This window comes from Pararobbsia silviterrae, assembly GCF_003628125.1.
GTDB lineage: Bacteria > Pseudomonadota > Gammaproteobacteria > Burkholderiales > Burkholderiaceae > Pararobbsia > Pararobbsia silviterrae.
Window position 1 is genome coordinate 381,325 of the sequence record NZ_RBZU01000004.1, and the last position, 22,104, is coordinate 403,428.

Consider the following 22,104-nt stretch of genomic DNA (forward strand, 5'->3'; position numbering starts at 1 on the left):
TGTCGTGAATCACGGCATGTTTCGGCGCGGGTCCGAATAACCGTCTAAACCGTATATTGTGTTTTTCGTGCATCACTCGCGCTTGTCCGCATGCGCGCCGCAATTGTCGCGCGCTATACTCGCCCGAACACGTGGCGGGACGCCTCAATGCACAGGGCGATGCGATGATCAGGCCAGCATGGGACACGGATTCGTTTACCGAATTTGACGAACTCACTTCGATTCTCGACAAGGCCTCGAACCAGCTCGATGTACGCGTCGTATCCGAAGTTCGCGCAGGCGCGCGCGCATTTCCGCTCGTTACGGCTTCGCTGGGATCGAGCGATCCGCAAGCGCCCGCGATCGGTTTTTTCGGCGGCGTGCACGGCCTCGAACGCATCGGCACGCAACTCGTGCTCGAATATCTGAAGGCCTTGCTCGAACGTCTCGAATGGGACGATCTGCTGGCCGCGCAACTCCAGTCGATTCGCCTGATCTTCTTTCCGATCGTCAATCCGGGCGGCATGTTTCTGAACACGCGCGCGAATCCGAACGGCGTCGATCTCATGCGCAATGCGCCGCAAAATGCCGAAGGCCGCGTGCCGTTTCTCGCGGGCGGTCAGCGCATCGGCCCGTGGCTGCCCTGGTATCGCGGGCGGGCCAACGCGACGATGGAAGCCGAAAGCATGGCCTTGCTCGACGTCGTCAAACAGGAGTTGATGTCGCGGCCGCTGAGCTTCGCCGTTGATTGCCACTCGGGTTTCGGCTGGGACGACAGCATCTGGTTTCCGTATGCGCGCACCGATCGGCAGATGATGCATCTGCCCGAGATGTATCTGCTCAAGACGATGTTCGAGCGCGCGCATCCGCATCACGGCTATGCGTTCGAACCGCAAAGCCATCAATATCGGCTTCACGGCGATCTCTGGGATTACGCGTACGACGCGACGACGCCCCCGAACATCTTCTTGCCGATGACGCTCGAACTCGGCTCGTGGCGATGGATCCGCAAGAATCCGCGGCAACTGTTCTCGCGTCTCGGCATCTTCAATCCCGTCAAGGCGCATCGGACACGACGCGTGCTCAGGCGCCACGTGAGTTTCCTCGACTTTCTGACGCGCGCCGCGTTTGCCTCGAGCCGCTGGCTGCCGCGCGACGACGTCAGGGCGAGCGTGCTCGAACGCGCGAGCGCGCACTGGCAACGGCCCGCGACGCGATGAGCACATGGATCCTGCTGCGCGGGCTCACACGCGAGACGCGCCATTGGGGCGCGTTCGCGCCGACGTTCGAGCGTATCGTCGGCGCGGCCGATCCCGATGCGCGGTGTATTCCGATCGAATTGCCCGGCAATGGCGACGCAAACGCGGAACGCACGCCGGCGCAGGTCGCCGAGATTGTGGCGTCGGTGCGCGCGACGGCGGCCCGGATCGCGCCCGGCACGCCTTATCGCGTGCTCGCGATGTCGCTCGGCGGCATGGTCGCGACGGCGTGGGCGCAACGGCATCCCGACGATATCGAACGGCTTGTGCTGATCAACACGAGCATGCGGCCGCTATGCGGGGTGACGCAGCGTCTGCGTCCGGCCGCGTGGCCGCATCTCGTCTCGATCATCGCGCGCTGGCGTCGCGCGGACGCGTGCGAAAACGCGATCCACGCGCTGACGTGCAACGCCGACGCGCAGCGCGCACACGAGGTCGCGGTCTGGGCCGAGATCCGGCGCAGCCGGCCCGTCGCATCGGCGAACGCGCTGCGTCAATTGCTTGCCGCCGCGCGCTTCGTCGCCGAGCGCGCACCGCCCCGTTGCCCGGCCTTGATCCTCTCCGCGGCGCGCGATCGTCTCGTCGACCCCGTCTGCTCGGCGCGGATCGCGAAGCACTGGGGCGCCGCGCATCTCGAACATCCGCGGGCCGGACACGATCTGCCGCACGACGATCCGGTCTGGACGAGCGAGGCTGTGCGCGACTGGCTCGGATGGGCGCGCGATCCTGCGTCGCGCGTCGAGACCTCCCGGCATGCGAGCGCCGGGCACGCCGCGGCGGGGACCTGATGGCGGGCATCTAAGGACCGACGCGGCACGCACGCGCGTGTCGCCGCCGCCGACGTGCCGCATCGTGCGCGCATGATCGCCCCGGGATTTGCACTGCCGACCGCGCGTGCCGCGCGTATCATCGTCCGGCTTGGATCGATCTACCCTTTGAGCCACGATTACTACAGGGAAATCAATATGGCGCGCGTCGAAGTCAAGGTGCCTCAGCTGTCCGAGTCGGTCTCGGAGGCGACGGTACTCGAATGGAGCAAGAAGCCCGGCGATCCGGTGGCCGTGGACGAGATCCTCGTCCAGCTCGAAACGGACAAGGTGGTGCTCGAAGTTCCCGCGGTTTCGGCGGGCGTGCTGGCCGAGATCGTCGCGAAGTCGGGCGATGTCGTCGTGGTCGATCAGTTGCTGGCCGTCGTCGATACGGACGCGAACGCCGTGGTGCAGGCCTCTGCCCAAGCTCAAACTCAAACGCAAAGCCAGACTCAAACACAAGCCGCCGCGCCTGTCGCCCCGCCTCAACCCGCCGCGCCCGCGCCGGCCACAGCTCCGCATGCCGCCGTTCATTTGCCCGCCGCGGGACCGGCTCAAACGTTTACGTCGCCTGTTTCGAAGGAATTCGACGTCGTCGTCATCGGGGCGGGTCCCGGCGGCTATATCGCCGCGATCCGCGCGGCGCAGCTCGGCAAGACTGTCGCGTGCGTCGAGCAGTGGAAGAACCCCGAAGGCAAGCTCAAGCTCGGCGGCACGTGTTTGAACGTCGGCTGTATCCCGTCGAAGGCCTTGCTCGCGTCTTCGGAGGCGTACGAGAACGCGCAGCACCATCTCGCCGATCACGGGATCGGCGTCGGCGACCTCACGCTCGACGTCGGCAAGATGGTCGCGCGCAAGGCGGCCATCGTCGACAAGATCACGGGCGGCGTCGAATTCCTGTTCCGCAAGAACAAGATCACCTGGCTCAAGGGGCATGGCACGCTGCTTGGCCGCACGGCGACGGGCGTCGCGATCGAAGTCAGCGGCGAAGGGCAGGCGGAGGTCGTCGGCGCGAAGGACGTCATCATCGCGACGGGATCGAAGGCGCGTCACTTGCCCGACGTGCCGGTCGACAACCGGATCGTCTCCGACAATGAGGGTGCATTGTCGTTCGATTCGGTGCCGAAGAAACTCGCGGTCATCGGCGCGGGCGTCATCGGGCTCGAACTCGGTTCGGTCTGGCGACGCCTCGGCGCCGACGTCACGCTGCTCGAAGCGTTGCCCGAATTTCTCGGCGCCTGCGACGAATCGCTCTCGAAAGAAGCGGCCAAATTGTTCAAGAAGCAGGGGCTCGCGATTCACTTCGGCGTGAAGATCGGCGAGGTCAAGCAGAACGCATCCGGCGTGTCGATTGCCTATACCGACAAAGACGGTGCCGCGCAGACGCTCGACGCCGATCGTCTGATCGTCTCGATCGGCCGCGTGCCCAATACCGACAAGCTCGGTCTCGACGCGGTCGGTCTCGCGACCGATGCGCGCGGCTTTATCCCCGTCGACGATCAATGCCGGACCAGCGCGCCGAACATCTATGCGATCGGCGACGTCGTGCGCGGACCGATGCTCGCGCACAAGGCCGAGGACGAAGGCGTGCTCGCGGCCGAAGTCATCGTCGGGCAGAAGCCGCATATCGACTACAACTGCATCCCGTGGGTCATTTATACGGAGCCCGAGATCGCGTGGGTCGGCAAGACCGAGCAGCAGCTCCGCGCTGAAGGGCGCGCCTATAAGACCGGGCAGTTTCCGATGATGGCCAACGGCCGCGCGCTCGGCATCGGCAAGACTGACGGCTTCGTCAAGATGATCGCCGATGCGACGACCGATGAATTGCTCGGCTGCCACATCATTGCCGCGAACGCGTCGGATCTCATCGCGGAGGCGGTCGTGGCGCTCGAATTCAAGGCCGCGTCGGAGGATATCGGCATCATCTGCCATCCGCATCCTTCGCTGTCCGAAGTCGTGCGCGAAGCCTCGCTCGCCGTGACCAAGCGCGCGCTCAATATCTGAGGCCGCACAGTCTCAGCACGACCAGCCGTGCGCGCCGATCAACGGCACGAACTGGACGCCGCCGAGATCGTCTCGATCGAAGACGGCGTCCGAGCGGCGCGTGACGCGCACGAGCCGCTGATAGTCGGGATCGAGCCCGACGGGTATCACGAGGCGTCCGCCGATCGCAAGCTGGCGCGCGAGGACATCGGGTACTGTCGGGCCGCTCGCCGTCACGACGATCGCATCGAACGGTGCATGGTCGGGCAGGCCGAGCGTGCCGTCGCCGATGTGAACGTCGATCTGCGTATAGCCGAGCTCGGCGAGTACGCGCCGCGCATGCAGCGCAAGCGTGTCGATACGCTCGATCGTGTCGACGTGTGAGGCCAGTTCGGCGAGCACCGCGGCGCCGTAACCCGATCCGGTCCCGATCTCAAGAACGCGCGCGCTCTGCGACGGAGCCGCGGCCTGCGTCATCAGCGCGACGACGAAGGGTTGCGAAATGGTCTGGTGTTCGCCGATCGGCAGCGGCGAGTCCGCGTAGGCATAGACGTCGAGTTCGCCGGGGACGAAGGCATGCCTCGGCACGCGACGCATCGCGTCGAGTACGCGATCCGTCAACATCCCGCGCCCTCTGAGCTGGCCGTCGACCATCGCGCGACGCGCGGCTTCAAAGTCCGGCATGACGATGAACTCCGAGAAGTTCGAGGACGGTTCGGCGTCGAATTGACGCCGATTCAAGGCACATTCGAGGCCCGTTCAAGGTCCATGAGTGCCTCGCGCCTAAGCGGCAATGTGCGCTTGATTGCGGAGCGCCGCAATCCGCGCATTCATTCCGTCGTCAATGCCTTGATCGCGGTCGCCTGGAATTGCGTGGGCGTCACACCGGTCTGTTTGCGGAAATACCGGCTGAAATAGGCGACGTCCGAAAACCCGAGTCCATGTGCGACTTGCTTGATGCTGAGGCCCGAATAGACGAGATCGCGTTGCGCTTCGCGCATCAGATGCGCGTTGACGAGCGCAGTCGGTGAACTCGAGAGTTCGTCGCGGCAGAGCCGGCCGAGTTGCGCAGCCGTGATGCCGAGCTTGTCCGCGTAGAACTCGACGGGTTCGTGCGTGCGGCAATGTTCGGCGATCAATTCACGAAAGCGGCGCAGATGGGCCGCGCGCCGCTCGTGTCCCGGCGTCGCGCTCGTCTCGCGACGCTCGCCGAGCCGTGCGATCTGTACAAAAAGTGCAACGAGCATTGAAATCCCGGCCGCGCCGTAGCCGCGATCCGAACGCCGGAATTCGCGCTCGATCGGCTCGAACAGCTTCATCAGCGTCGCGTCGGTGACCGACTCGCCGGTGACGGGAATCATCGCCGCATGCTGCAGCACGGCAACGAGCCCCGGCGAGACCACATGCGCGACGGTTTCGAGCGAACGCTGCGCGGCGGTCACGACGAGGCCGTCGATATCGGGTGCGAAAACGAAGCCGTGGACCGTCTGGGCCGGCAAAACCACGATGCAAGGCGGCACGAAATCAACGCGCGCCTCTTCGATGAACACGTGTCCTTTGCCGCCACGGATATAGAGCACCTGGAGCAGGGCGTCATGCCGATGCGCGGCGATATGAAAGTCGTTCGGCTTGCTGCGCTCGGGGATCCACTCGAAGTTGAATCCGTCGTACCAAGGGGGGCGCGCGGACTCGCCGTACAGGCTGTAGTTAGGGATATGCCTCATGCCGGATGGCCTCCATGCGACAAATTGTCCTGTGCTCTGCGGACTTTGTCCAATTTCCGGCGACGGCGCGTCGATACACTTTTTTCCAATCGAACATGGAATACAAGGAGACACGCATGACTCAAGGCGCACCTCATTGGCTCGGCCTCGAAGGGCAGATCTGCGTCGTGACGGGCGGCGCGGGCGGCATCGGGCGCGCGATCGGCGCCACGCTCGCGGACGCGGGCGGCCGCATCGCGCTGCTCGATCTCGACGCGGCCCATTGCGAAAACGCCGCGCAGGCGCTGCGCGACCACGGCCACGACGCGCTCGCGGTGCAATGCGACATCTCGGATCCCGCGAGCGTGCAACACGCGGCTGCGTTCGTCGAAGCGCAGCTTGGCCCGGTCGGCGTGCTCGTCAATAACGCGGGACTGTTGCGCGCGGCGGGCATCGAGGACATCGGGCTCGAGGCCTGGAACGCGACGCTCTCGGTCAATCTGACCGGCTACATGCTGACCTCGCAGGCATTCGGGCGCGGCATGCTCGCGCGCGGACGCGGCAGCATCGTGCACGTATCGTCGATCGCCGCGCTGAACCCGCAGACGTGGAGCGGTGCGTATAGCCCGAGCAAGGCCGCGATTTCGATGCTCTCGCGTCAGCTCGCGGCCGAGTGGGGACCGCGCGGCGTGCGCAGCAATTCCGTGTGCCCGGGCATGATCCGCACGCCGCTGTCGGCGGCGTTCTATGCGGATCCCGACGTCGAGGCGGGCCGACGCGCGATGACCGCGAGCCGGCGCATCGGCGAACCCGCGGATATCGCCGACGTCGTCGCGTTTCTCGCGAGCGCGCGCAGCGGCTACGTGAACGGCGCCGAACTCAGCGTGGACGGCGGGCTCGGCAGCATGCTCATGGACCTCGTGCCGCGGCCCGGATTCAAGGCGCCGAAAGCGGCCTGATCGCCGCTCCGTTATGCGGCACAGGCCGCTCATTGACAAGGATGGACATCATGACGATCGACAATCGTTCGTCGGAGCCGAGCTGCGATGTGCTCATCATCGGCTCCGGCGCGGGCGGCCTTTCGACGGCCGTCACCGCGCGCAAGCAAGGCCTCGACGTGCTCGTGATCGAGAAGGAAGCCTGGTATGGCGGCACGACCGCATTTTCAGGCGGCGTGCTCTGGATCCCGGGCAATCCGCATGCGAAAGCGGCGGGTGTTCGCGACACGCGCGAGGCCGCGGTCGAATACATGAAGAACGAAACGGGGGCGTTTTTCGACGCCGAGGCCGTCGATGCGTTTCTCGATCGCGGCCCCGAAATGATCGCGTTCTTCGAGCGCGAGACGAGCGTCAAGTTCGTGCGCACGCTCTATCCCGACTATCACCCGACGATCGGCGGCGGCGTCGACGTCGGACGCTCGGTGCTCGCCGCGCCGTTCGACATCCGCGCGCTCGGCGAAAACATGAAGCGCCTGCGTCCGCCGCTCAAGACGATCACGTTCATCGGCATGATGTTCAATTCGTCGAGCGCCGACATCTCGCACTTCTTCAACGTCACGCGTTCGTTGAAGTCCGCGTGGTACGTCACGAAACGTCTCGCGAGCCATCTCAAGGAACTCGTGCTCTATCGGCGCGGCATCAACGTGACGAGCGGCAACGCGCTGGCCGCGCGTCTGGCGAAGTCGGTCTTCGATCTCGGCGTGCCGATCTGGACGTCGACGGCCGCGCGCGAGCTGATCGTCGTCGACGGTCGTATCGCGGGCGCGGTCGTGAAAGACGCGCATGGCGCCGAGAAGCGCATCGTCGCGCGCAAGGCGGTCGTGCTCGCGTGCGGCGGATTTCCGCATGACACCGCGCGGATTCACAACGCGTATCCGCATCTGCGCAGCGGTGGAGAGCATCTTTCGCCGACGCCGGCCGGCAACACGGGCGACGGCGCGCGGATGGCCGAAACCGTCGGCGCGCAAGTGCCGATCCGCTTCACGGAGCCGGCCGCGTGGATGCCCGTCTCGCGCGTTCCGTACGGCGGCGGACAGTACGGCGTGTTTCCGCATCTGCTGGATCGCTACAAGCCCGGCATCATCGGCGTGACGCGCGGCGGCAAGCGATTCACGAACGAATCGAATTCGTATCACGACGTCGGCGCCGCGATGATCGAGGCGTGCGCGGGCAAGAACGAGACTGCGATGTGGCTGCTCTGCGATCACGCGACGATCCGCAAATACGGGCTCGGCTACGCGAAGCCCGCGCCGATGCCGCTCGGCGGGCTGATTCGCAGCGGATATCTGTTCAAGGGCCGCACGCTCGCCGAACTCGCGGACCGCGCGGGCATCGACGCAGGCGCGCTCGAAGCGACGGTTCGCGATTACAACCTCGGCGCGCAACGGGGTGTCGACGTCGCCTACGGCCGCGGTACGACGTCGTTCAATCGCTATCTCGCCGATGCGTCGCACGCGCCGAATCCGTGTGTCGCGCCGATCGGCAAGGGACCGTATTACGCGGTCAAGGTCATCATGGGCGATCTCGGCACGTTCGACGGCATCGTCACGAATACGGTGGGACAGGTGCTGCGCGACGGCGCGCCGATTCCGGGCCTCTATGCGGTCGGCAACGACCGCGCGAGCGTCATGGGCGGCAATTATCCGGGCGCGGGCATCACGCTCGGCCCGATCATGACCTTCGGCTACATCGCGGCGCTGCATATCGCGGGCAAGGCGTCGCAACACGTATCGGACGATGCCCGCGAGGCGCGCGCGCGTACGGTCTCTCCTCAAACCGCCGCACCGATCCGGAGCGCAGCATGAACAAGCCGTTTATCGACCATCGCATCTATACGATCCGGCCGCGCGGCATGGCCGAATTCATCGACGTTTTCGACCGGCTCGCGATGCCGATTCAGGTTCGCTATCTCGGCGCGCCCGTCGGCTTTTATATGAGCGACATCGGCGCGCTCAATCAGGTCGTGCATCTGTGGGGCTACGAGAGCATCGCGGACTACGACCAGCGCCGCACGGCGCGCGATGCCGATCCGGACTGGCCCGCGTATCTCAAGGCCTCCGCGCATCTGATCGTCGCGCAGGAAAGCCGCATCATCCGCCGCGTCGAATTCAAGAGCCTGGCGGGCCTCGACACGATCGCGGCATCGCGCGAGGTCGATCTGAGTCCGATCTGAGCCCGACCCAAGCCTTACTGCATCGCGCGCGGGCGTCAAGCGAGCGTCATGACTCGCAATCCCGTGCGTTCTTATCCCTATCAGGAGACATCAACATGAACCCGCTCTACGTCACGTTTGGAGGACGGCCATGAACACGCACGCATCGGTCGTCGATGTTCAAGGCTTTATCGACGATCATCGTTTTTCGCCGTATCAGTGGGTCGTCTTCGTTCTGTGTTTCCTCGTCGTCGCGGCCGACGGCTTCGATACGGCCGCCGTCGGTTTCGTCGCGCCGTCGCTGCTCGATCAATGGCATATCAGCCGCGCGGCGCTCGGTCCCGTCATGAGCGCCGCGTTGATCGGCCTCGGCTTCGGCGCGCTCGTCGCCGGTCCGATCGCGGATCGCATCGGCCGCAAGAGCGTGCTCGCGCTCTCGGTGTTCTTCTTCGGACTCTGGAGTCTCGCTTCAGCCACGGCGACGTCGGTCGAATCGCTGACGATCCTGCGTCTGTTGACGGGCCTCGGCCTCGGCGCGGCGATGCCCAATGCCGTCACGCTGATGTCCGAATACGCCCCGGCGCGCACGCGCGCCGTCATCGTCAATGCGATGTTCTGCGGGTTTTCCGCGGGGCTGACGATCGGCGGCTTGTCCGCGTCGTGGCTGATTCCGCATCTCGGCTGGCAAAGCGTGCTCGTGATGGGCGGCGCGTGGCCGATCGCATTGGCGGCCGTCATCGTGCTCGCGTTGCCCGAGTCCGTGCAATTCATGGTGCTCCGCAAGCGTCCCGCGGCGCGCATCGCGAAGGTGCTGCGCCGGATCGCCGACGACACGAAGCTTGACGCCTGCACGTTCACCGCGCGCGATACGCGTGATGCCGCGAAGCGTCAGTCGTCGCTTGCCACGATCGTGTCGAAGCGCTTTCGCACGCGCACGATTCTGTTGTGGATCGCTTACTTCATGGGTCTCGTCATCTACTACCTGCTTACGAGCTGGATGCCGACCTTGTTCCGCGACGCCGGATTCGACATGCGGCATGCCGCGTTGATCACCTCGCTGTTTCCGCTCGGCGGCATCGTCGGGAATCTGGGCCTCGGCTGGATCATGGATCGTGCGAATGCGCGTCGCGCGATCGCCGTGACGTATCTGATCTCCGCGCTGCTCGTGCTTGCGATCGGCGCGCATCTCGGCGGTCTCGACATGCTCGGCGTGCTCGTGTTCTTCATGGGTACGGCTGTCACGAGCGCGGTCACGTCGATGTCGGCCTTTGCGGCGAGTCTGTATCCGACGCATAGCCGCGCGACGGGCGTGGCCTGGATGCTGGGCGTCGGCCGCAGCGGCGCCGTCGTCGGCGCATTCGTCGGCGCGTTGCTGATGAATATGAATCTCGCGTTCGGCACGGTGTTTAGCGTGCTCGCGATTCCCGCCGTCGCCGCGGCCTGCGCATTGACGGTCATGCGCGTCTGCGAACGCGGCGATCGCCTTGGGCAGGACGACGGACTCGACAGGGATGCGGGCGCGATCGCCGCGGTGCGCGGCGAACCCTGGGCGCATTGAGGTCGGGGGCCCCGTCGATGCGTGTGTCCGTCACGACCGTCTCAGGGCAGTCGTGACGGCAGCGAGACGGGCAATAAGCGGGATGTCGTTTGGGGTTTCCATCAATGTCGGACATGGGGGGCGTTGTCATTACAATTCGTCAGTCTGACGTCACGTCACCAGGCGGATCCTCCGATGTCCGAACTCCACGAAACCGAGCATCCGAAGCACGTCGCCGATCATCGTTCGCTCGTGGCCGAGAAGAAGCGGGCCGCGATGCGCGCGCGATTGCTCGACGCGGCCATGCGCGTGTTTTCCGACGACGCCTATTCCTCGCCCGTCATCGACGATGTGATTCGCGAGGCGGCCGTCTCGCGCGGCACCTTCTATAACTATTTCGATTCGCTCGACGAAGTGCTGGCCGCGATCGGCCGAGCCTTCAGCGATGAAATGGCGACCGGCGTGCTACCGATTTACGACGTGCTCGCCGAGCCGTGGCAACGCGCATCGGTCGGCTTTCGCGTGTTTCTCGTGCGCGCGCTCGTCGATCGCAAATGGGCCGGTTTTCTCGTGCGCGTCGATGCGTGGCCGCATAACTCGATGGTGGGCAGGTATATGACCGCCGACCTCGAAAGCGGCCGGCGCAAAGGGCAATTCGCGTTCGACGATGTGGGCGTCGCGGCGGATTTTCTGATGGGTGCTTCGGTTCGCACGATCCAGTCGATCCGGCAAGGCGTGCGCGATCCCGATGCCTACATGGATGCGGCCGTGCGCATGGAGCTCGCGAGCCTTGGCTGCGGCGCCGAACTCGCGGCGCGCGGCGTCGCGTTTTCAAGCGCGTATCTGCATGACTGGGCGAAGGGTGTCGTCGTTGCGCCGAAGCCCGCGTGGGCACGCCATCTGCGCTCGAAAGGCGGCAAATTCTCTCTGGCCGAAGCGCCTTCCGTCGATATGGCGGACGTCTCGCTTAAGCCGATTTGAGCGTCGACGTCTTGGCGCGGCTACGCGTGCGCTTGGCCGTCGCGGGCGTGTTCGACTGATCGTTCGCGGCGGCCGCGGCGCGTTTGTTCGCAGCGGGCGCGCCGGCGTTTCGGGTCTTGGCGCTCGCTGTGGCCGGGGTCTCCGGTGCCTCCGGTGTGTCCGGTGTTTCCGGCACTTCCGCGGAGACGCCCGGTTGCGCGCCCGGCGGGATCTGATGCCGGTGAATATCGTGCGTCGCGAAGCCGAGTTCGCGGCTCGGGATGTCGAACCACTCGGCATGCGTAAACGAACGCCGAATGTCCTCGAGTCCGCTGCTCCAATGCTCGCTAAGCGTATCGAAGCTGAACTCGTAGTCCTTGTAGTGACCTTCGTAGAACTTGTTGTTGTAGATCAGGTGCACGATATTGATCGCGCCGCCGTCGGCAAGATCGGCCGCCTCCTGAACCAGCGGATGCGTACGGCGCACCTCGTCGGGCAGCAGGTCGATCATTTCCTTGAGCACGCGCTTGTGCTTCTGCTTGGCCGACAGCAGGTTCGTGATCGCGCGCGTGCGGCTCGAGAATTGAATGTCCTTCGTGCGTTCCGAGACATCGGGGAAATCGCCCGGCAGATTGCCGCGCGCGCTCCAGAGATCGACCTGCAGCACGAGCGTGTCCTTGTGCTGATTGTCCTCGATGATTTCCGTGAGCGGCGTGTTCGAGACGAGGCCGCCGTCCCAGTAGTATTCGCCGTCGATTTCAACGGCGGGAAAACCCGGCGGCAAGGCGCCGGACGCCATGAAATGTTCGGGCTTCAGACACATTTTCGTGTTGTCGAAGTAGATCAGATTCCCTTTGCGGACGTTGACGGCACCGACCGATACGCGGATGCCGCCGCGATTGATCCGGTCGAAGTCGGCATAGTCGAGCAGCGTCTTGCGCAGCGCGGCGGTGTCGTAGAAGCTGACTTCGTCGGGCTGACGCTTGTCGAAACCCGGGATCGGCAACGGGACGCGCGGTGTGAAGAACCGTCGCTGACCTTCGGTCAGCGTACGGCTTGCCGACCACATGCTGGCCCACTTGCGCGCGTGGTCGCCGAGTCCGAACGCGGTCGCCGCTTGCGCCGCGAATGCACCGAACGAATCCGCGGGCTGGCAGATCGCGTTCCAGAATTCGCGCAAGGCCTTGACGCGATCCTCGGGCGCATTGCCCGCGATGATCGCCGTATTGAGCGCGCCGATCGAGATGCCCGCGACCCAGCTCGGATGCACGCCGACTTCGGCCAGTCCTTCGTAGACGCCCGCTTGATACGATCCGAGCGCACCGCCGCCCTGAAGCACGAGCGCGACCTCGTCGTAGTGCGGCAACTCGAAGGCAAGCGTCTTGGCGGCGGTGTTGCGTGGGCTCGTAGGCACGGGCGCTCCTTGTTCTTGTTCGCGTCAGTCGGTCGGACCGCGTTGAATCGGGGTAGCGGGTCGGCGCGTCAGTCGTTCGCGGCGCGCTTGAGATACTCCGTCGGCTCGACGTCGTTCGAGGCCAGATAGTCGTAGACGACTTCGCCGATATCGAGTGTCAGGTTCGAAATGATATGTCGGGCGCCGACGACGCGCTTGACAGGCAGATCGGCCACGGGCGCGAGCGCATGCGCGTGAAGTTCGAGCGCGGCCGGGCCTTCCCATGCGCCGATGACGGACACGTCACGCAGATAGAAGCGCACGAGTTCGCAGATTCGCGCCGAGCCGTCGACGTGCGGCACGACCTTGAGCAGATAGTTCGGCGTTTCCGCGAGCTTGCGGCGTTCGGCTTCGATATCGAGTTCGCGGAATTTATAGCCCATCGTGCCCGTCGCGATGCGCTGCGAGCCGTAGTCGAGCGTGCCGAGCAGCGTATCGCGTCCGTCGACGCCGAGCCGCGGCGTCGCGAGCTTCTTCGGAAAGCCCCAGATTTCGCGGCCGCCCGCGATCGGACCTTCATCGTCGAGATACATCGCGTGCGTATAGCTGCCCTTGTTGCCGTGTTCGTCGATGACCGAGATCACCTGGCCGCTTTCGGTGTAATCGCCGAAGCCCGACGAGTCCGGCATCCGGATGAATTCGTAGTGAACGAGCCCGCTATCGACGCGCAGCGGTTCCGGCACGACCGCATGCAAAGCGTCGAGATCCGTCTCGTACGAGATGATGAAGTATTCGCGATTGACGAAGCGGAACGGCGGCTTCGGATAGGACGGGTTATGAAAGGGCATCGCATACGCGTGCTTGCGGATCTCTTCGATTTTCATCAAAACCTCCGGGCCTCGTGTCGAATGGGCTTCACTTTAAGATTTGTGCTCTGCAGCGTCAATGCTGCGGGCCGCACAGAATAAAAGGGACGGGCGCTTGTGCGCCGCAGCGCGGCGCAGGCGTGCGCGATGCGTGTCCTCAGCCCGCAATGAACGCGCATCCATGTTGCGCGATCATGTCAAAGCGGCGCGAATCGGGCTTGGAGAGGTCGAAAGCTTTCGATGTCCTTTCGGTTGTCGAAACGCGATGCCGATGCCCGATGCGATCGCGTGGCCGGGTGCGTCGTGCGACAAACGGCGCGGGAGCACGTCATGAACCGATCCATCCGAGCCGATGCGCGCGTGTTCGCACGTTTCGCGTGCGTGTTGGGGTTATCGATGTCGATGGCGTGTCAGGCGGACGCGCCGCGCCGCAATCACGGCGACGATCCCTTTTTCTCGATCTCGAACGGCATCGCGCGGTGTCCGGTGCCGCTCGGTCCGCTGCAGACCGACGAGGAATGGCTCGCGAATGCGCACAATCGTATCGAGCACGGTAACAATTGCTGGAGCGAAGGGCGGTGCCGGCTTGCGAATGCGTACGCATACGACAAGGAGATCGCCGAGACCGTCGGCCGCCGTCTGCGCCATGTCGACACGCTCGGATTGAACTGGCGGCAGCGCACGACGCTCTGGCTCGTGATTCAAAGCAGAGTGATCTTCGTCCAGGGATGCGTCGCGCCGGACTTCGATATACACCGGTTCGTCTTCGTGCTCGGACAAACCGCCGACGTCGATCGCGTGATCGACGACACGATGACGGATCCGGCGTCGGCGGACGTACCCTATCGGACGCAGGCCGATCCTGACCGGATGCCGGCCGACAAAGCACCTTGATTCAGAACTCGACGAGCGCGAAGTCGTCCTTGCCGACGTCGCACAACGGACAGCGCCAGTCGTCGGGGATGTCTTCCCAACGCGTGCCTGGGGCGATGCCGTCTTCGGGAATGCCGGCGGCTTCGTCATAGACCCAGCCGCAAATCACGCAGACCCATTGACGCGGCGCGTCGCCTTCGACGGCGGGCGAGGCGCCATCGAGCAGCGCCACGTCGGCTTCGGCCGGCGACGCGCCGGCGCCGGTGCCCGAATCCGCGTGGGCGCTCGAACGCGCGGCGGATGCGCGCGACCGCGACACGGCACGCGTGGCAGCGTCTTCGACTGCCGTTTCGGGACCCGTGAGATTGATGATGCGCGGCGGCGCGGTGTCATCGCGCGGCGTCGAGAAATAGGCCTGCAATTGCGCGAGCAGCGCGCGTGCTTCGTCGGCATCGAGGTCGATCCAGTACGGGTCGCCCGCCGCGTCGTTGACGCGATTCGATGCAAATTGAAGTTCGATAGCCGTGCCTTTCTTGTACATACGGGTCGTACACCTGCGTCTGGACATCCCGCGGTCGCCGGGGCGGCCACCGCATCGAGGGCGACAGTGTAGGGAATGCGCGCGCGATGAAAAACGCCGCGATTCCGGACGCAGCGTTCCGATTTTCATGACAATCGAATCGCACCCGTTGCTCGCCCGGGCTCCAAGCGAGCAACGCGTCGCCGTTCGTCTCGCCCGTCCCGCCAGGCCCGCCCGGCTCGGCCGCCGCGCGGTTTCAGCTATAGTCCGGATCCAGACAAACGCCGAGTGTTGAACGCGCGGCGTGTCGGCATAATGATATGAAAGCGCTTTCAGTTTTGATCGCGCACGGGAGGACGCATGAATACGACATCGACAAGAGAGGAGCAACGCATGGACCTCGCGCAAGCGAACGTGAAGCAGCAGGCGGCGGAATGGGTCGCGAAGATGACGATCGAAGAGCAGGCGTTGCTGCTGTCCGGCGATGGCTGGTGGGCGACCCATGGCGTCGAACGGCTGGGGCTGCCGCCGATCGCGCTGTCCGACGGACCGCACGGGCTTCGCAAGGTACGTCGCAACGACAGCGCGGGCGCCGAGGGCAGCGTGCCGTCGACGTGTTTCCCGACTGCATCGGCGCTTGCCGCGACGTGGAATGTCGATTTGTTGCGCGAGGTCGGTGCGGCGCTCGGACGTGAAGCGCAGGCCGTCGACGTGCAGGTGCTGCTCGGACCGGGCATCAACATCAAGCGTTCGCCGCTCGGCGGCCGGAACTTCGAATACTTTTCGGAAGATCCGGTGCTCGCGGGGCGCGCGGCCGCGGCCTATATCGAGGGCGTGCAAGGCGAGGGCGTCGGCACGTCGCTCAAGCATTTCGCCGTCAACAGTCAGGAAGATGAACGCATGGCGACGAGCTCCGATCTCGACCTGCGGACCCTGCACGAAATCTATCTGCCCGCGTTCGAGATCGCCGTGACCGAGGCGCGGCCCTGGACGATCATGAGTTCGTACAACCTCGTGAACGGCACCTACGCATCGGAGAACGCGTACTTGCTGACCGATGTGCTGCGCCGCGACTGGGGCTTTGACGGACTCGTCGTCTCCGACTGGGGCGGCATCAACGATCGCGTGGCGGGCGTTGCCGCGGGCAACGATCTCGAGATGCCGGGCAGCGGCGACTACAACCGCAAGAAGATCATCGCGGCGGTCGAGGAGGGGCGTCTTTCGAAGCCGGCGCTCGCGCGCGCCGCCACGGAAGTGGCGGCGCTGATCCTGCGTGCGGTCGCGGGGCGCCGGCCGGACGCGACGTTCGACGTCGAGGCGCATCACGCGCTCGCGCGTCGCGCGGGCGCCGAGGCGATCGTGCTCCTCAAGAATGACGATCACGTGCTGCCGATCGCATCGGACAAGCAGGTCGCGCTGATCGGCGCATTTGCGACGACGCCGCGTTATCAGGGCGCGGGCAGTTCGATGGTCAATCCGACGCAATCGAGCAACGCGGCCGACGAGCTTGCCGCGATCGTCGGCGATGCGCGCCTGAGCTACGCGAGCGGCTACGACGCCGAAGGCGAGACGACCGACGCGCTCGTCGCCGAGGCCGTGCAACGCGCCGAGGGCGCCGATCTTGCCGTCATTTTCGCGGGGCTGCCCGATAGCTACGAATCGGAGGGTTTCGACCGGCGCTCGATCGACATGCCGCCCGGACACGTGCGGCTGATCGAGGCGGTGTCCGCGCGCCAGCCGAATGTCGTCGTCGTGCTGCTGAACGGTTCGGCTGTCTCGATGCCATGGGCGTCGCGCGTCAAGGGCATTGTCGAGGCATGGCTCGGCGGGCAGGCGGGCGGCGGCGCGATCGCCGACGTGCTGACGGGCCGCGCGAACCCGTCGGGCAAGCTCGCCGAGACGTTCCCGGCCTCGCTCGAACAGACGCCGACATTCCCCAATTTCCCGGGCCGCGCCGGTCATGCGGTGTATGGAGAGGGCGTGTTCGTCGGCTATCGCTACTACGACGCGAAGCGTATCGAGCCGCTGTTCCCGTTCGGTTTCGGTCTGAGCTACACGCAATTTGCCTATGAGGCGATTCGCACGAGCACGATGCGTTTCGATGCGGATCGGGACGGTGCGGTGACGGTCGAAGTCGATGTGCGCAACATCGGCAAGGTCGCGGGCAAGGAGGTCGTGCAGCTTTACGCGCATGAGCGCGCGCCGGTCGTCGCGCGGCCCGTCAACGAACTACGCGCCTTCAAGAAGGTCGCGCTCGAACCCGGCGAGCAGAAGACGGTTCGCTTCACATTGAGCCGGCGCGATTTCGCGTATTACGATGCGGCGCAAGAAGCGTGGGCCGTTCGGACGGGCACATTCGAGGTTCGCGCGGGCGGTTCGTCACGCGATTTGCCGCTCGTCGCGGCCATCGACGTATCGGCGGCGCAGACACGCACGAAGCCGCTTTCGCGTCGCTCGCTCGTCGGCGAATTCAAGCGCGTGCCCGGTGGTGAGGCGCTCTACGTCGAACTCGTGCGCGCGCTCGGTTTCGGTGCACTGCTGAGCACGGACGACGAGGCGAGCATGACGCCCGACGAAATCGTGGCGATCCGCAAGGCGCGCATGGCGACCTTTGCATTCATCGACGATATGCCGGCGATCAAGGTCTGCGCGTTCTCGCATGGGGCACTGTCCGAAGCGCGGCTCGACGCGATGCTCGAACTTGCTCGAAAGGGTTTGGCCATCTAGGCTGCAGTGAGCGAGGTCACGGCGCACGCATCGCGTGCGCCGACGGCGGCCGCCGTGATTGACTTTTTTAACCGTGGCTCGCCCGCATGAGGGCAACCGCTCCCGGAGCGGCTGATACAATGCGCGCAGTTCAAAGTCGGACAACGCAATGGGATTCGAGCAACTCGCAGCACTCAAAACGCAACTTGCCGAGAAGGCGCGACAGGAAAAGCTCGCCAAGCAGGGCGGCGCGGGCAAGGGTCGTGGACCGCGCCCGCCGAAACCGGGCGACGCGAAGCCGCACGCGAGTGGCGAGGACCGGCGCCCGAATGCCGCCGGCGCGAAGCCGCAGGGGCAGTCGCCGGCCGGCAAGCCGCGTAAGAAGCATACCGAGCGCGTCGTGCGTCCGGCGCGTGACAATGCGGCGCGCCCCGCGCGCGAACCGGCTACGCCGACCGATCCGGTCCTGCTGCTGATTCGCAAGCTCCAGAATCGATTCGCGGCGACTTTCCCGAAAAAGCCCGCGCCGAAGGTGCCGCTCAAGATCGGCATTTTCGAGGACTTGATGGCGCACGCCGCCGAACTCGGCGCCGACGAAGCGCAATTGCGCGCGGCGATCAAGACGTGGTGCGGCGGCAGCCGGTATTGGGCCTGCATGGTCGAGGGCGCGTCTCGGATCGATCTCGCCGGGAATGCGGCGGGTGTCGTCACGGCCGCCGATGCGCATCGTGCGCGCCGTCTCGAAGTGCATCGCGAAAAGCGTGCGCAACAACGCGCTGCCGCGCCCGCACCGGCTCAAGCTACGCCGACCGCGCCGACCGCGGATGCCGCGTCTTCTGATCTGACCGCTTCGTCCGCCGGGACACCGCCTGAGCAGCAGGCGACGACGGCCGAAGCCCCGACTTCGGCGGATGTCTCCGTGCATGGCGCAGAAGCCTCCTCTGTGCCGTCAGAATCGACTGTGACGCCGGAAGCGCATTCGGAGTCAGATTCGCAGCGTTGATCGGCATGAATCGGCACTCGCCGAGATGAATCGGCGGGATCGCATCGATGGCCGCGCGTGTCGCGGCCCCTGTGCGTCGTCCGCGCGCACCCCCCGAGCGAATTCGGAAAGCCCCTCATTGCCGCATGCTTAGGATGGCCGGATCAACGGGAGTCCGGCTCATGTGGTCAACAATCGGTCGCTCGACGAGCGCACCCGACATGCGGCGTACGGCACGCGCATACGATGTGGGCGTTCGCGCAAACATCTATCGCCCGCCGGGTCACACGGATCGAGACGTGTCGATCGACGCATTGCGCGCGATGTTTGCGAATTTACGCACGGCGAAGTCGCTCGTCACGTCTGGCATGCCCTGTGGATTCGTCGAATCTTCGTTTCGCCTGTGCGATCCGACATCGCGCAGGCGGCTTCAATTGCTCGCCGTCAACGGCGAGGCCGGCGCGTGCGTGAGGCGTGGCGCATCGATCGCGACAATCCAGCGTGAACACCACATCGACGATGCCGTCGCACAGCTCGAATTGCCGCGGCTCGCGATTCGCGCCGGTGCGGGAATGCGAGCCTTCTGCGGCGAATCGTGTGACCGGATTGCATCGGAGTTTGCCGTGTCGAATCGCGATGCGCGCCGTGAACTCGAGCGGGTTTCGGTACGCGGGATGGCCGCCCTGCGTGTTTCGATCGGCTGGCCCTGTGACGCTATCGAGAGGGAACACGGAATCCGAGGCCGCGACGCCCGACGAGAGCTCGAATGTGTAGCGGTCCATTCGGCGGGCCGTACGATGTTGCAAAGCGGTGTGGATTGGACCGATGTCGCCGAAGCGCTCGGCATCCGGCACCCGCAGGCGCTGCGCGAACTTCATCGTTGCGCCAGGCGGTCCGCATCGGGTGCGATGGCGAACGAAGCGGCCCTCGGTGCGGCTCGCAGCCGCGAGACAGTGTCCGATCCCTTACGCGGCTCGACACGCGTTCCGGCTGTGGGTGATCTCGAGCTTTCGAGCGATGACGGTGTGGGGCGTAGCGCCCCAGTGGAGCCGAGATGCGAGCGCGGCGCACGTGGCGCGTCGACCGCATTCCGCGGCATCGCAAGCGAAGAGGCACGCGATGCCGCGGAATGCGCGTGGGTCCGGACGCTGAACATCGACACGATCGAGCATGACGAGGACTGGCGCGCGCTCTCGATACGGCTCGCTATCCGCTCGGACGCGGCGCGAAGCATGCTGCAACGTCGATTCGTGCGCGAGCGAGTGAGCCGCTTAGTCGAGACTGGGCGCGACTGGCGCAGGGTCGCCGCGCGTCACCATATCGTCGATCCCGAGGCGCGAAGCTTGATGCAACATCTCGTGGTGGATCGCTTCGCCGAGGAGCATGTGTACGACGGCGTGCCCTGGAGGCAGGTGGCCGAGATCTTCGATCTCGATGATTCTGGCGTCGGCGATCGTCTCCAGGATCTGGCGATCGACTATCACGCACCGGCTTTGCTAAAAAAAGGTTATACGTGCGATCAGATCGTCGGCGATCTCGGCGGGCTCGAATTGAGCGGAAGAATACAGCTCGAACGCTTATGCGTTGAAATGGTCGCGGGCGATTGGGTCCGCGATCGCGCCACGTGCGATTTCGTTGCCATGACATACCGCATCGATACCCAGGAAGGGCGTCTTGCGCTCGAACAGTGTGCGATATCGGGCCTTGCCGGACAGCGTGTGTGGCGCGGTGAACCCTGGTATGTCGTTGCCAGGCAACATACCGTGCGCTGTGACGAGATGATCGAAGCGTTACGTGCTCACACGCTGAACGACACGATCATCGCCTGTGTTCAGGCCGGAATATCATGCAGAAAGATTGCCGACGAATTGGCATTGCAGGGCGGCAATACGGAACTCGAACTCCAACTGATTTCGGCAAGCGGCCCCGGTTTGGAACGCGTATCGCGCGGAGAAGACTGGAGAGTCGTTGCTCAGGATCTCGGGATCGATTTGCCCGAAGCGCGCAGTCAACTCGTGCCTCCGATTTATCGTGATCGTCGATTCGACGCGTCGAATCATCGCAAGCTCGCGTGATTGCGGGAGCGGCCGATTAGAAATCCATGCTTTGAAGTTGAATCAGCGGACCGCGCCATGTCATGGCCGCGGCGACGGCGAGAATACGCTCGCGTCCCCGTTCGAATGCGGCGAGCCGATTACCCGATTGACGCGTGTCGCCGAAGTAGCGGCACAGTACTTCATCGGCAACGGTGCAGCGGTAATACGCGCCATTGACCGCAATCGTGAACTGCACGTTTCCATCTACGACAAAGGGCGCGGTGCCCGGAGCGAGATTGACGGTCATGTCGGTCGTCCACACTTGCGATGGGCACACCGTAGCACAGCACTGAATTCAAAAACAAGGTAGATGCGAACAATTTATGTCGAGTGATTCGACATGCAGAATAAATTCATCCACGGTTTCCGAATGCAAGCGGAGTTAAACGTTTGCGCGTCTGATGGGCGGACGGGTATTCGAACCCGTGTCGGCGAATGTCTTCTTTGTTATTAATAAGACGAATCGCAATATCGATCTGTTCGGTGGCGTACGTCGGCATATTTAACGCGATTTAATGCGATGAGCGTTCGGTATCCGAATGCCGATGTAAATCGGCGTCGGCGAATACGCTGTGCTCGGCATGTACCGCCGCGGCATCGACGCATTGCACCGACCAATGACCGGCCGACCCGTAAGCCGACATGCCGGGACGATACAGCGCGATGCCGTCCTCGCCACGATGCGGTGCATCGATGAGGCTCAGATCGAGTCCTTCGAGCGCGAACAACGTACAGGTGCGCTGCGGATCTTCGACGACCGTATCGCATCCGTCGCCGCGCAGGACACCCCATTCGGGAAGGTCGATGCCGAGATGACCTTCGCGGGACCAGCGACCCGTTTCGGGATCGCACCAGAGTACGGCGAAACTGCCGGTTTCGAGACCGTTGAATGTATCGAGATGAACCGTAATGCGCATGATCGCTCTCCAGTCCGATCGACGCGTTCGCGATGAGGGCGATCCGCGCAATCGGCATTCGCGAGACAGGGGGCACGCCTGGGCGAGCGCCGCAAGGGTTCGCGCTTCGCTCCGCTTGCCGCATCCGCACGAGGCGGCGATTCCAGTCTAGGTCGCGTATGGCGTGCCGGGTTGATCTCCGTCAACCGGAGCTTGAATCGACGCCTCGCGCGGCGCCGATTCGATCATGATGCGCGCGATCTGACGTCGTACTCGGGCATCGCGTGGGGCGATGTAGAAAGCGCGGCGCTCGCCCACGTATGCGTCAGATATGTCCGTTATATTCGCCATGCCATGGCGCGACGTCGTCTGACGGGCATCTACACGAGGAC

20 protein-coding genes and 1 pseudogene are annotated in these 22,104 nt (G+C 64.6%); 13 read left to right on the top strand and 8 right to left on the bottom strand.

Annotated elements, in window-relative coordinates; all coding sequences use genetic code 11:
* Positions 1-164: 164 nt before the first annotated feature.
* The 4 genes and pseudogenes from D7S86_RS12155 to lpdA all read left to right on the top strand — a co-directional run bounded on the left by D7S86_RS12155 (position 165) and on the right by lpdA (position 4,051).
* A complete protein-coding gene (locus D7S86_RS12155) occupies positions 165-1,199 on the top strand; it encodes a M14 family zinc carboxypeptidase (RefSeq protein ID WP_121086948.1) in 1,035 nt (344 codons plus the stop codon).
* Positions 1,196-2,026 (top strand): alpha/beta fold hydrolase, encoded by an 831-nt coding sequence (locus D7S86_RS12160; RefSeq protein ID WP_121086734.1) that lies wholly within the window; start codon positions 1,196-1,198, stop codon positions 2,024-2,026. The genes D7S86_RS12155 and D7S86_RS12160 overlap by 4 nt, the downstream gene beginning before the upstream one ends.
* A gap of 177 nt (positions 2,027-2,203) precedes the next feature.
* Positions 2,204-2,419 (top strand): annotated as a pseudogene (locus D7S86_RS30175) (biotin/lipoyl-containing protein); the annotation flags it as partial.
* A gap of 162 nt (positions 2,420-2,581) precedes the next feature.
* Positions 2,582-4,051, top strand: a complete 1,470-nt coding sequence (gene lpdA, locus D7S86_RS12165; protein WP_240648115.1) for a dihydrolipoyl dehydrogenase — start codon at positions 2,582-2,584, stop codon at positions 4,049-4,051.
* A gap of 12 nt (positions 4,052-4,063) precedes the next feature.
* Here lpdA and D7S86_RS12170 read toward each other — a convergent pair whose 3' ends face one another.
* Positions 4,064-4,771 (bottom strand): protein-L-isoaspartate(D-aspartate) O-methyltransferase, encoded by a 708-nt coding sequence (locus D7S86_RS12170; protein ID WP_240648102.1) that lies wholly within the window; start codon positions 4,769-4,771, stop codon positions 4,064-4,066.
* Positions 4,772-4,860: 89 nt separating this feature from the next.
* The gene (locus D7S86_RS12175; RefSeq protein WP_121086736.1) at positions 4,861-5,754 is read right to left on the bottom strand and encodes a helix-turn-helix domain-containing protein; all 894 of its coding nucleotides are present in this window, start codon (positions 5,752-5,754) and stop codon (positions 4,861-4,863) included.
* A gap of 116 nt (positions 5,755-5,870) precedes the next feature.
* On the opposite strand from D7S86_RS12175, the gene D7S86_RS12180 reads away from it, so the two are divergent.
* From D7S86_RS12180 to D7S86_RS12200, 5 genes are all read left to right on the top strand, one after another.
* Complete coding sequence (locus D7S86_RS12180) at positions 5,871-6,692, top strand: SDR family NAD(P)-dependent oxidoreductase (RefSeq protein ID WP_121086953.1); 822 nt, start codon at positions 5,871-5,873, stop codon at positions 6,690-6,692.
* A gap of 50 nt (positions 6,693-6,742) precedes the next feature.
* Positions 6,743-8,536, top strand: coding sequence for an FAD-dependent oxidoreductase (locus tag D7S86_RS12185; protein WP_121086955.1), 1,794 nt, complete (start codon positions 6,743-6,745; stop codon positions 8,534-8,536).
* Entirely contained in the window at positions 8,533-8,904 is a 372-nt protein-coding gene (locus D7S86_RS12190; RefSeq protein WP_121086738.1) for an NIPSNAP family protein, read from the top strand. The genes D7S86_RS12185 and D7S86_RS12190 overlap by 4 nt, the downstream gene beginning before the upstream one ends.
* A gap of 130 nt (positions 8,905-9,034) precedes the next feature.
* Positions 9,035-10,441: an MFS transporter gene (locus tag D7S86_RS12195; RefSeq protein ID WP_121086740.1), complete on the top strand. Its 1,407-nt coding sequence runs from the start codon at positions 9,035-9,037 to the stop codon at positions 10,439-10,441.
* Between the two features lie 174 nt (positions 10,442-10,615).
* Positions 10,616-11,401, top strand: a complete 786-nt coding sequence (locus D7S86_RS12200) for a TetR/AcrR family transcriptional regulator (protein WP_121086742.1) — start codon at positions 10,616-10,618, stop codon at positions 11,399-11,401.
* Here the strand turns inward: D7S86_RS12200 and D7S86_RS12205 are convergent.
* Complete coding sequence (locus D7S86_RS12205; RefSeq protein ID WP_121086744.1) at positions 11,388-12,794, bottom strand: DUF3734 domain-containing protein; 1,407 nt, start codon at positions 12,792-12,794, stop codon at positions 11,388-11,390. The two genes, D7S86_RS12200 and D7S86_RS12205, sit on opposite strands and share 14 nt — an antisense overlap.
* A gap of 68 nt (positions 12,795-12,862) precedes the next feature.
* Positions 12,863-13,657 carry an acetoacetate decarboxylase gene (locus D7S86_RS12210; protein ID WP_121086745.1) on the bottom strand — a complete coding sequence of 265 codons (795 nt, stop codon included), beginning with the start codon at positions 13,655-13,657 and terminating at the stop codon, positions 12,863-12,865.
* Positions 13,658-13,969: 312 nt separating this feature from the next.
* Here D7S86_RS12210 and D7S86_RS12215 point away from each other — a divergent pair, with 312 nt between their 5' ends.
* The gene (locus D7S86_RS12215; protein WP_121086957.1) at positions 13,970-14,533 is read left to right on the top strand and encodes a hypothetical protein; all 564 of its coding nucleotides are present in this window, start codon (positions 13,970-13,972) and stop codon (positions 14,531-14,533) included.
* A 1-nt stretch (position 14,534) separates the two neighbouring features.
* Here the strand turns inward: D7S86_RS12215 and D7S86_RS12220 are convergent, their stop codons facing one another.
* Positions 14,535-15,053 carry a rubredoxin gene (locus D7S86_RS12220; protein WP_121086747.1) on the bottom strand — a complete coding sequence of 173 codons (519 nt, stop codon included), beginning with the start codon at positions 15,051-15,053 and terminating at the stop codon, positions 14,535-14,537.
* 339 nt (positions 15,054-15,392) lie between these two features.
* Here D7S86_RS12220 and D7S86_RS12225 point away from each other — a divergent pair, with 339 nt between their 5' ends.
* Complete coding sequence (locus tag D7S86_RS12225) at positions 15,393-17,759, top strand: glycoside hydrolase family 3 C-terminal domain-containing protein (protein WP_205962796.1); 2,367 nt, start codon at positions 15,393-15,395, stop codon at positions 17,757-17,759.
* A gap of 148 nt (positions 17,760-17,907) precedes the next feature.
* Positions 17,908-18,741: a ProQ/FinO family protein gene (locus D7S86_RS12230; RefSeq protein WP_121086749.1), complete on the top strand. Its 834-nt coding sequence runs from the start codon at positions 17,908-17,910 to the stop codon at positions 18,739-18,741.
* A 314-nt stretch (positions 18,742-19,055) separates the two neighbouring features.
* On the opposite strand, the gene D7S86_RS29080 is transcribed toward D7S86_RS12230, so the two are convergent.
* Positions 19,056-19,598, bottom strand: a complete 543-nt coding sequence (locus D7S86_RS29080; RefSeq protein WP_147432305.1) for a hypothetical protein — start codon at positions 19,596-19,598, stop codon at positions 19,056-19,058.
* Positions 19,599-19,952: 354 nt separating this feature from the next.
* On the opposite strand from D7S86_RS29080, the gene D7S86_RS29085 reads away from it, so the two are divergent.
* Positions 19,953-20,795 (top strand): hypothetical protein, encoded by an 843-nt coding sequence (locus D7S86_RS29085; protein ID WP_147432306.1) that lies wholly within the window; start codon positions 19,953-19,955, stop codon positions 20,793-20,795.
* 16 nt (positions 20,796-20,811) lie between these two features.
* Here D7S86_RS29085 and D7S86_RS12240 read toward each other — a convergent pair whose 3' ends face one another.
* Together D7S86_RS12240 and D7S86_RS12245 are read right to left on the bottom strand one after the other, a co-directional pair.
* On the bottom strand, positions 20,812-21,063 hold the full coding sequence (locus D7S86_RS12240) for a DUF1488 family protein (protein ID WP_147432307.1): 252 nt from the start codon (positions 21,061-21,063) through the stop codon (positions 20,812-20,814).
* 265 nt (positions 21,064-21,328) lie between these two features.
* Entirely contained in the window at positions 21,329-21,733 is a 405-nt protein-coding gene (locus tag D7S86_RS12245; RefSeq protein ID WP_121086755.1) for a DUF3564 family protein, read from the bottom strand.
* Between the last annotated feature and the right edge of the window lie 371 nt (positions 21,734-22,104).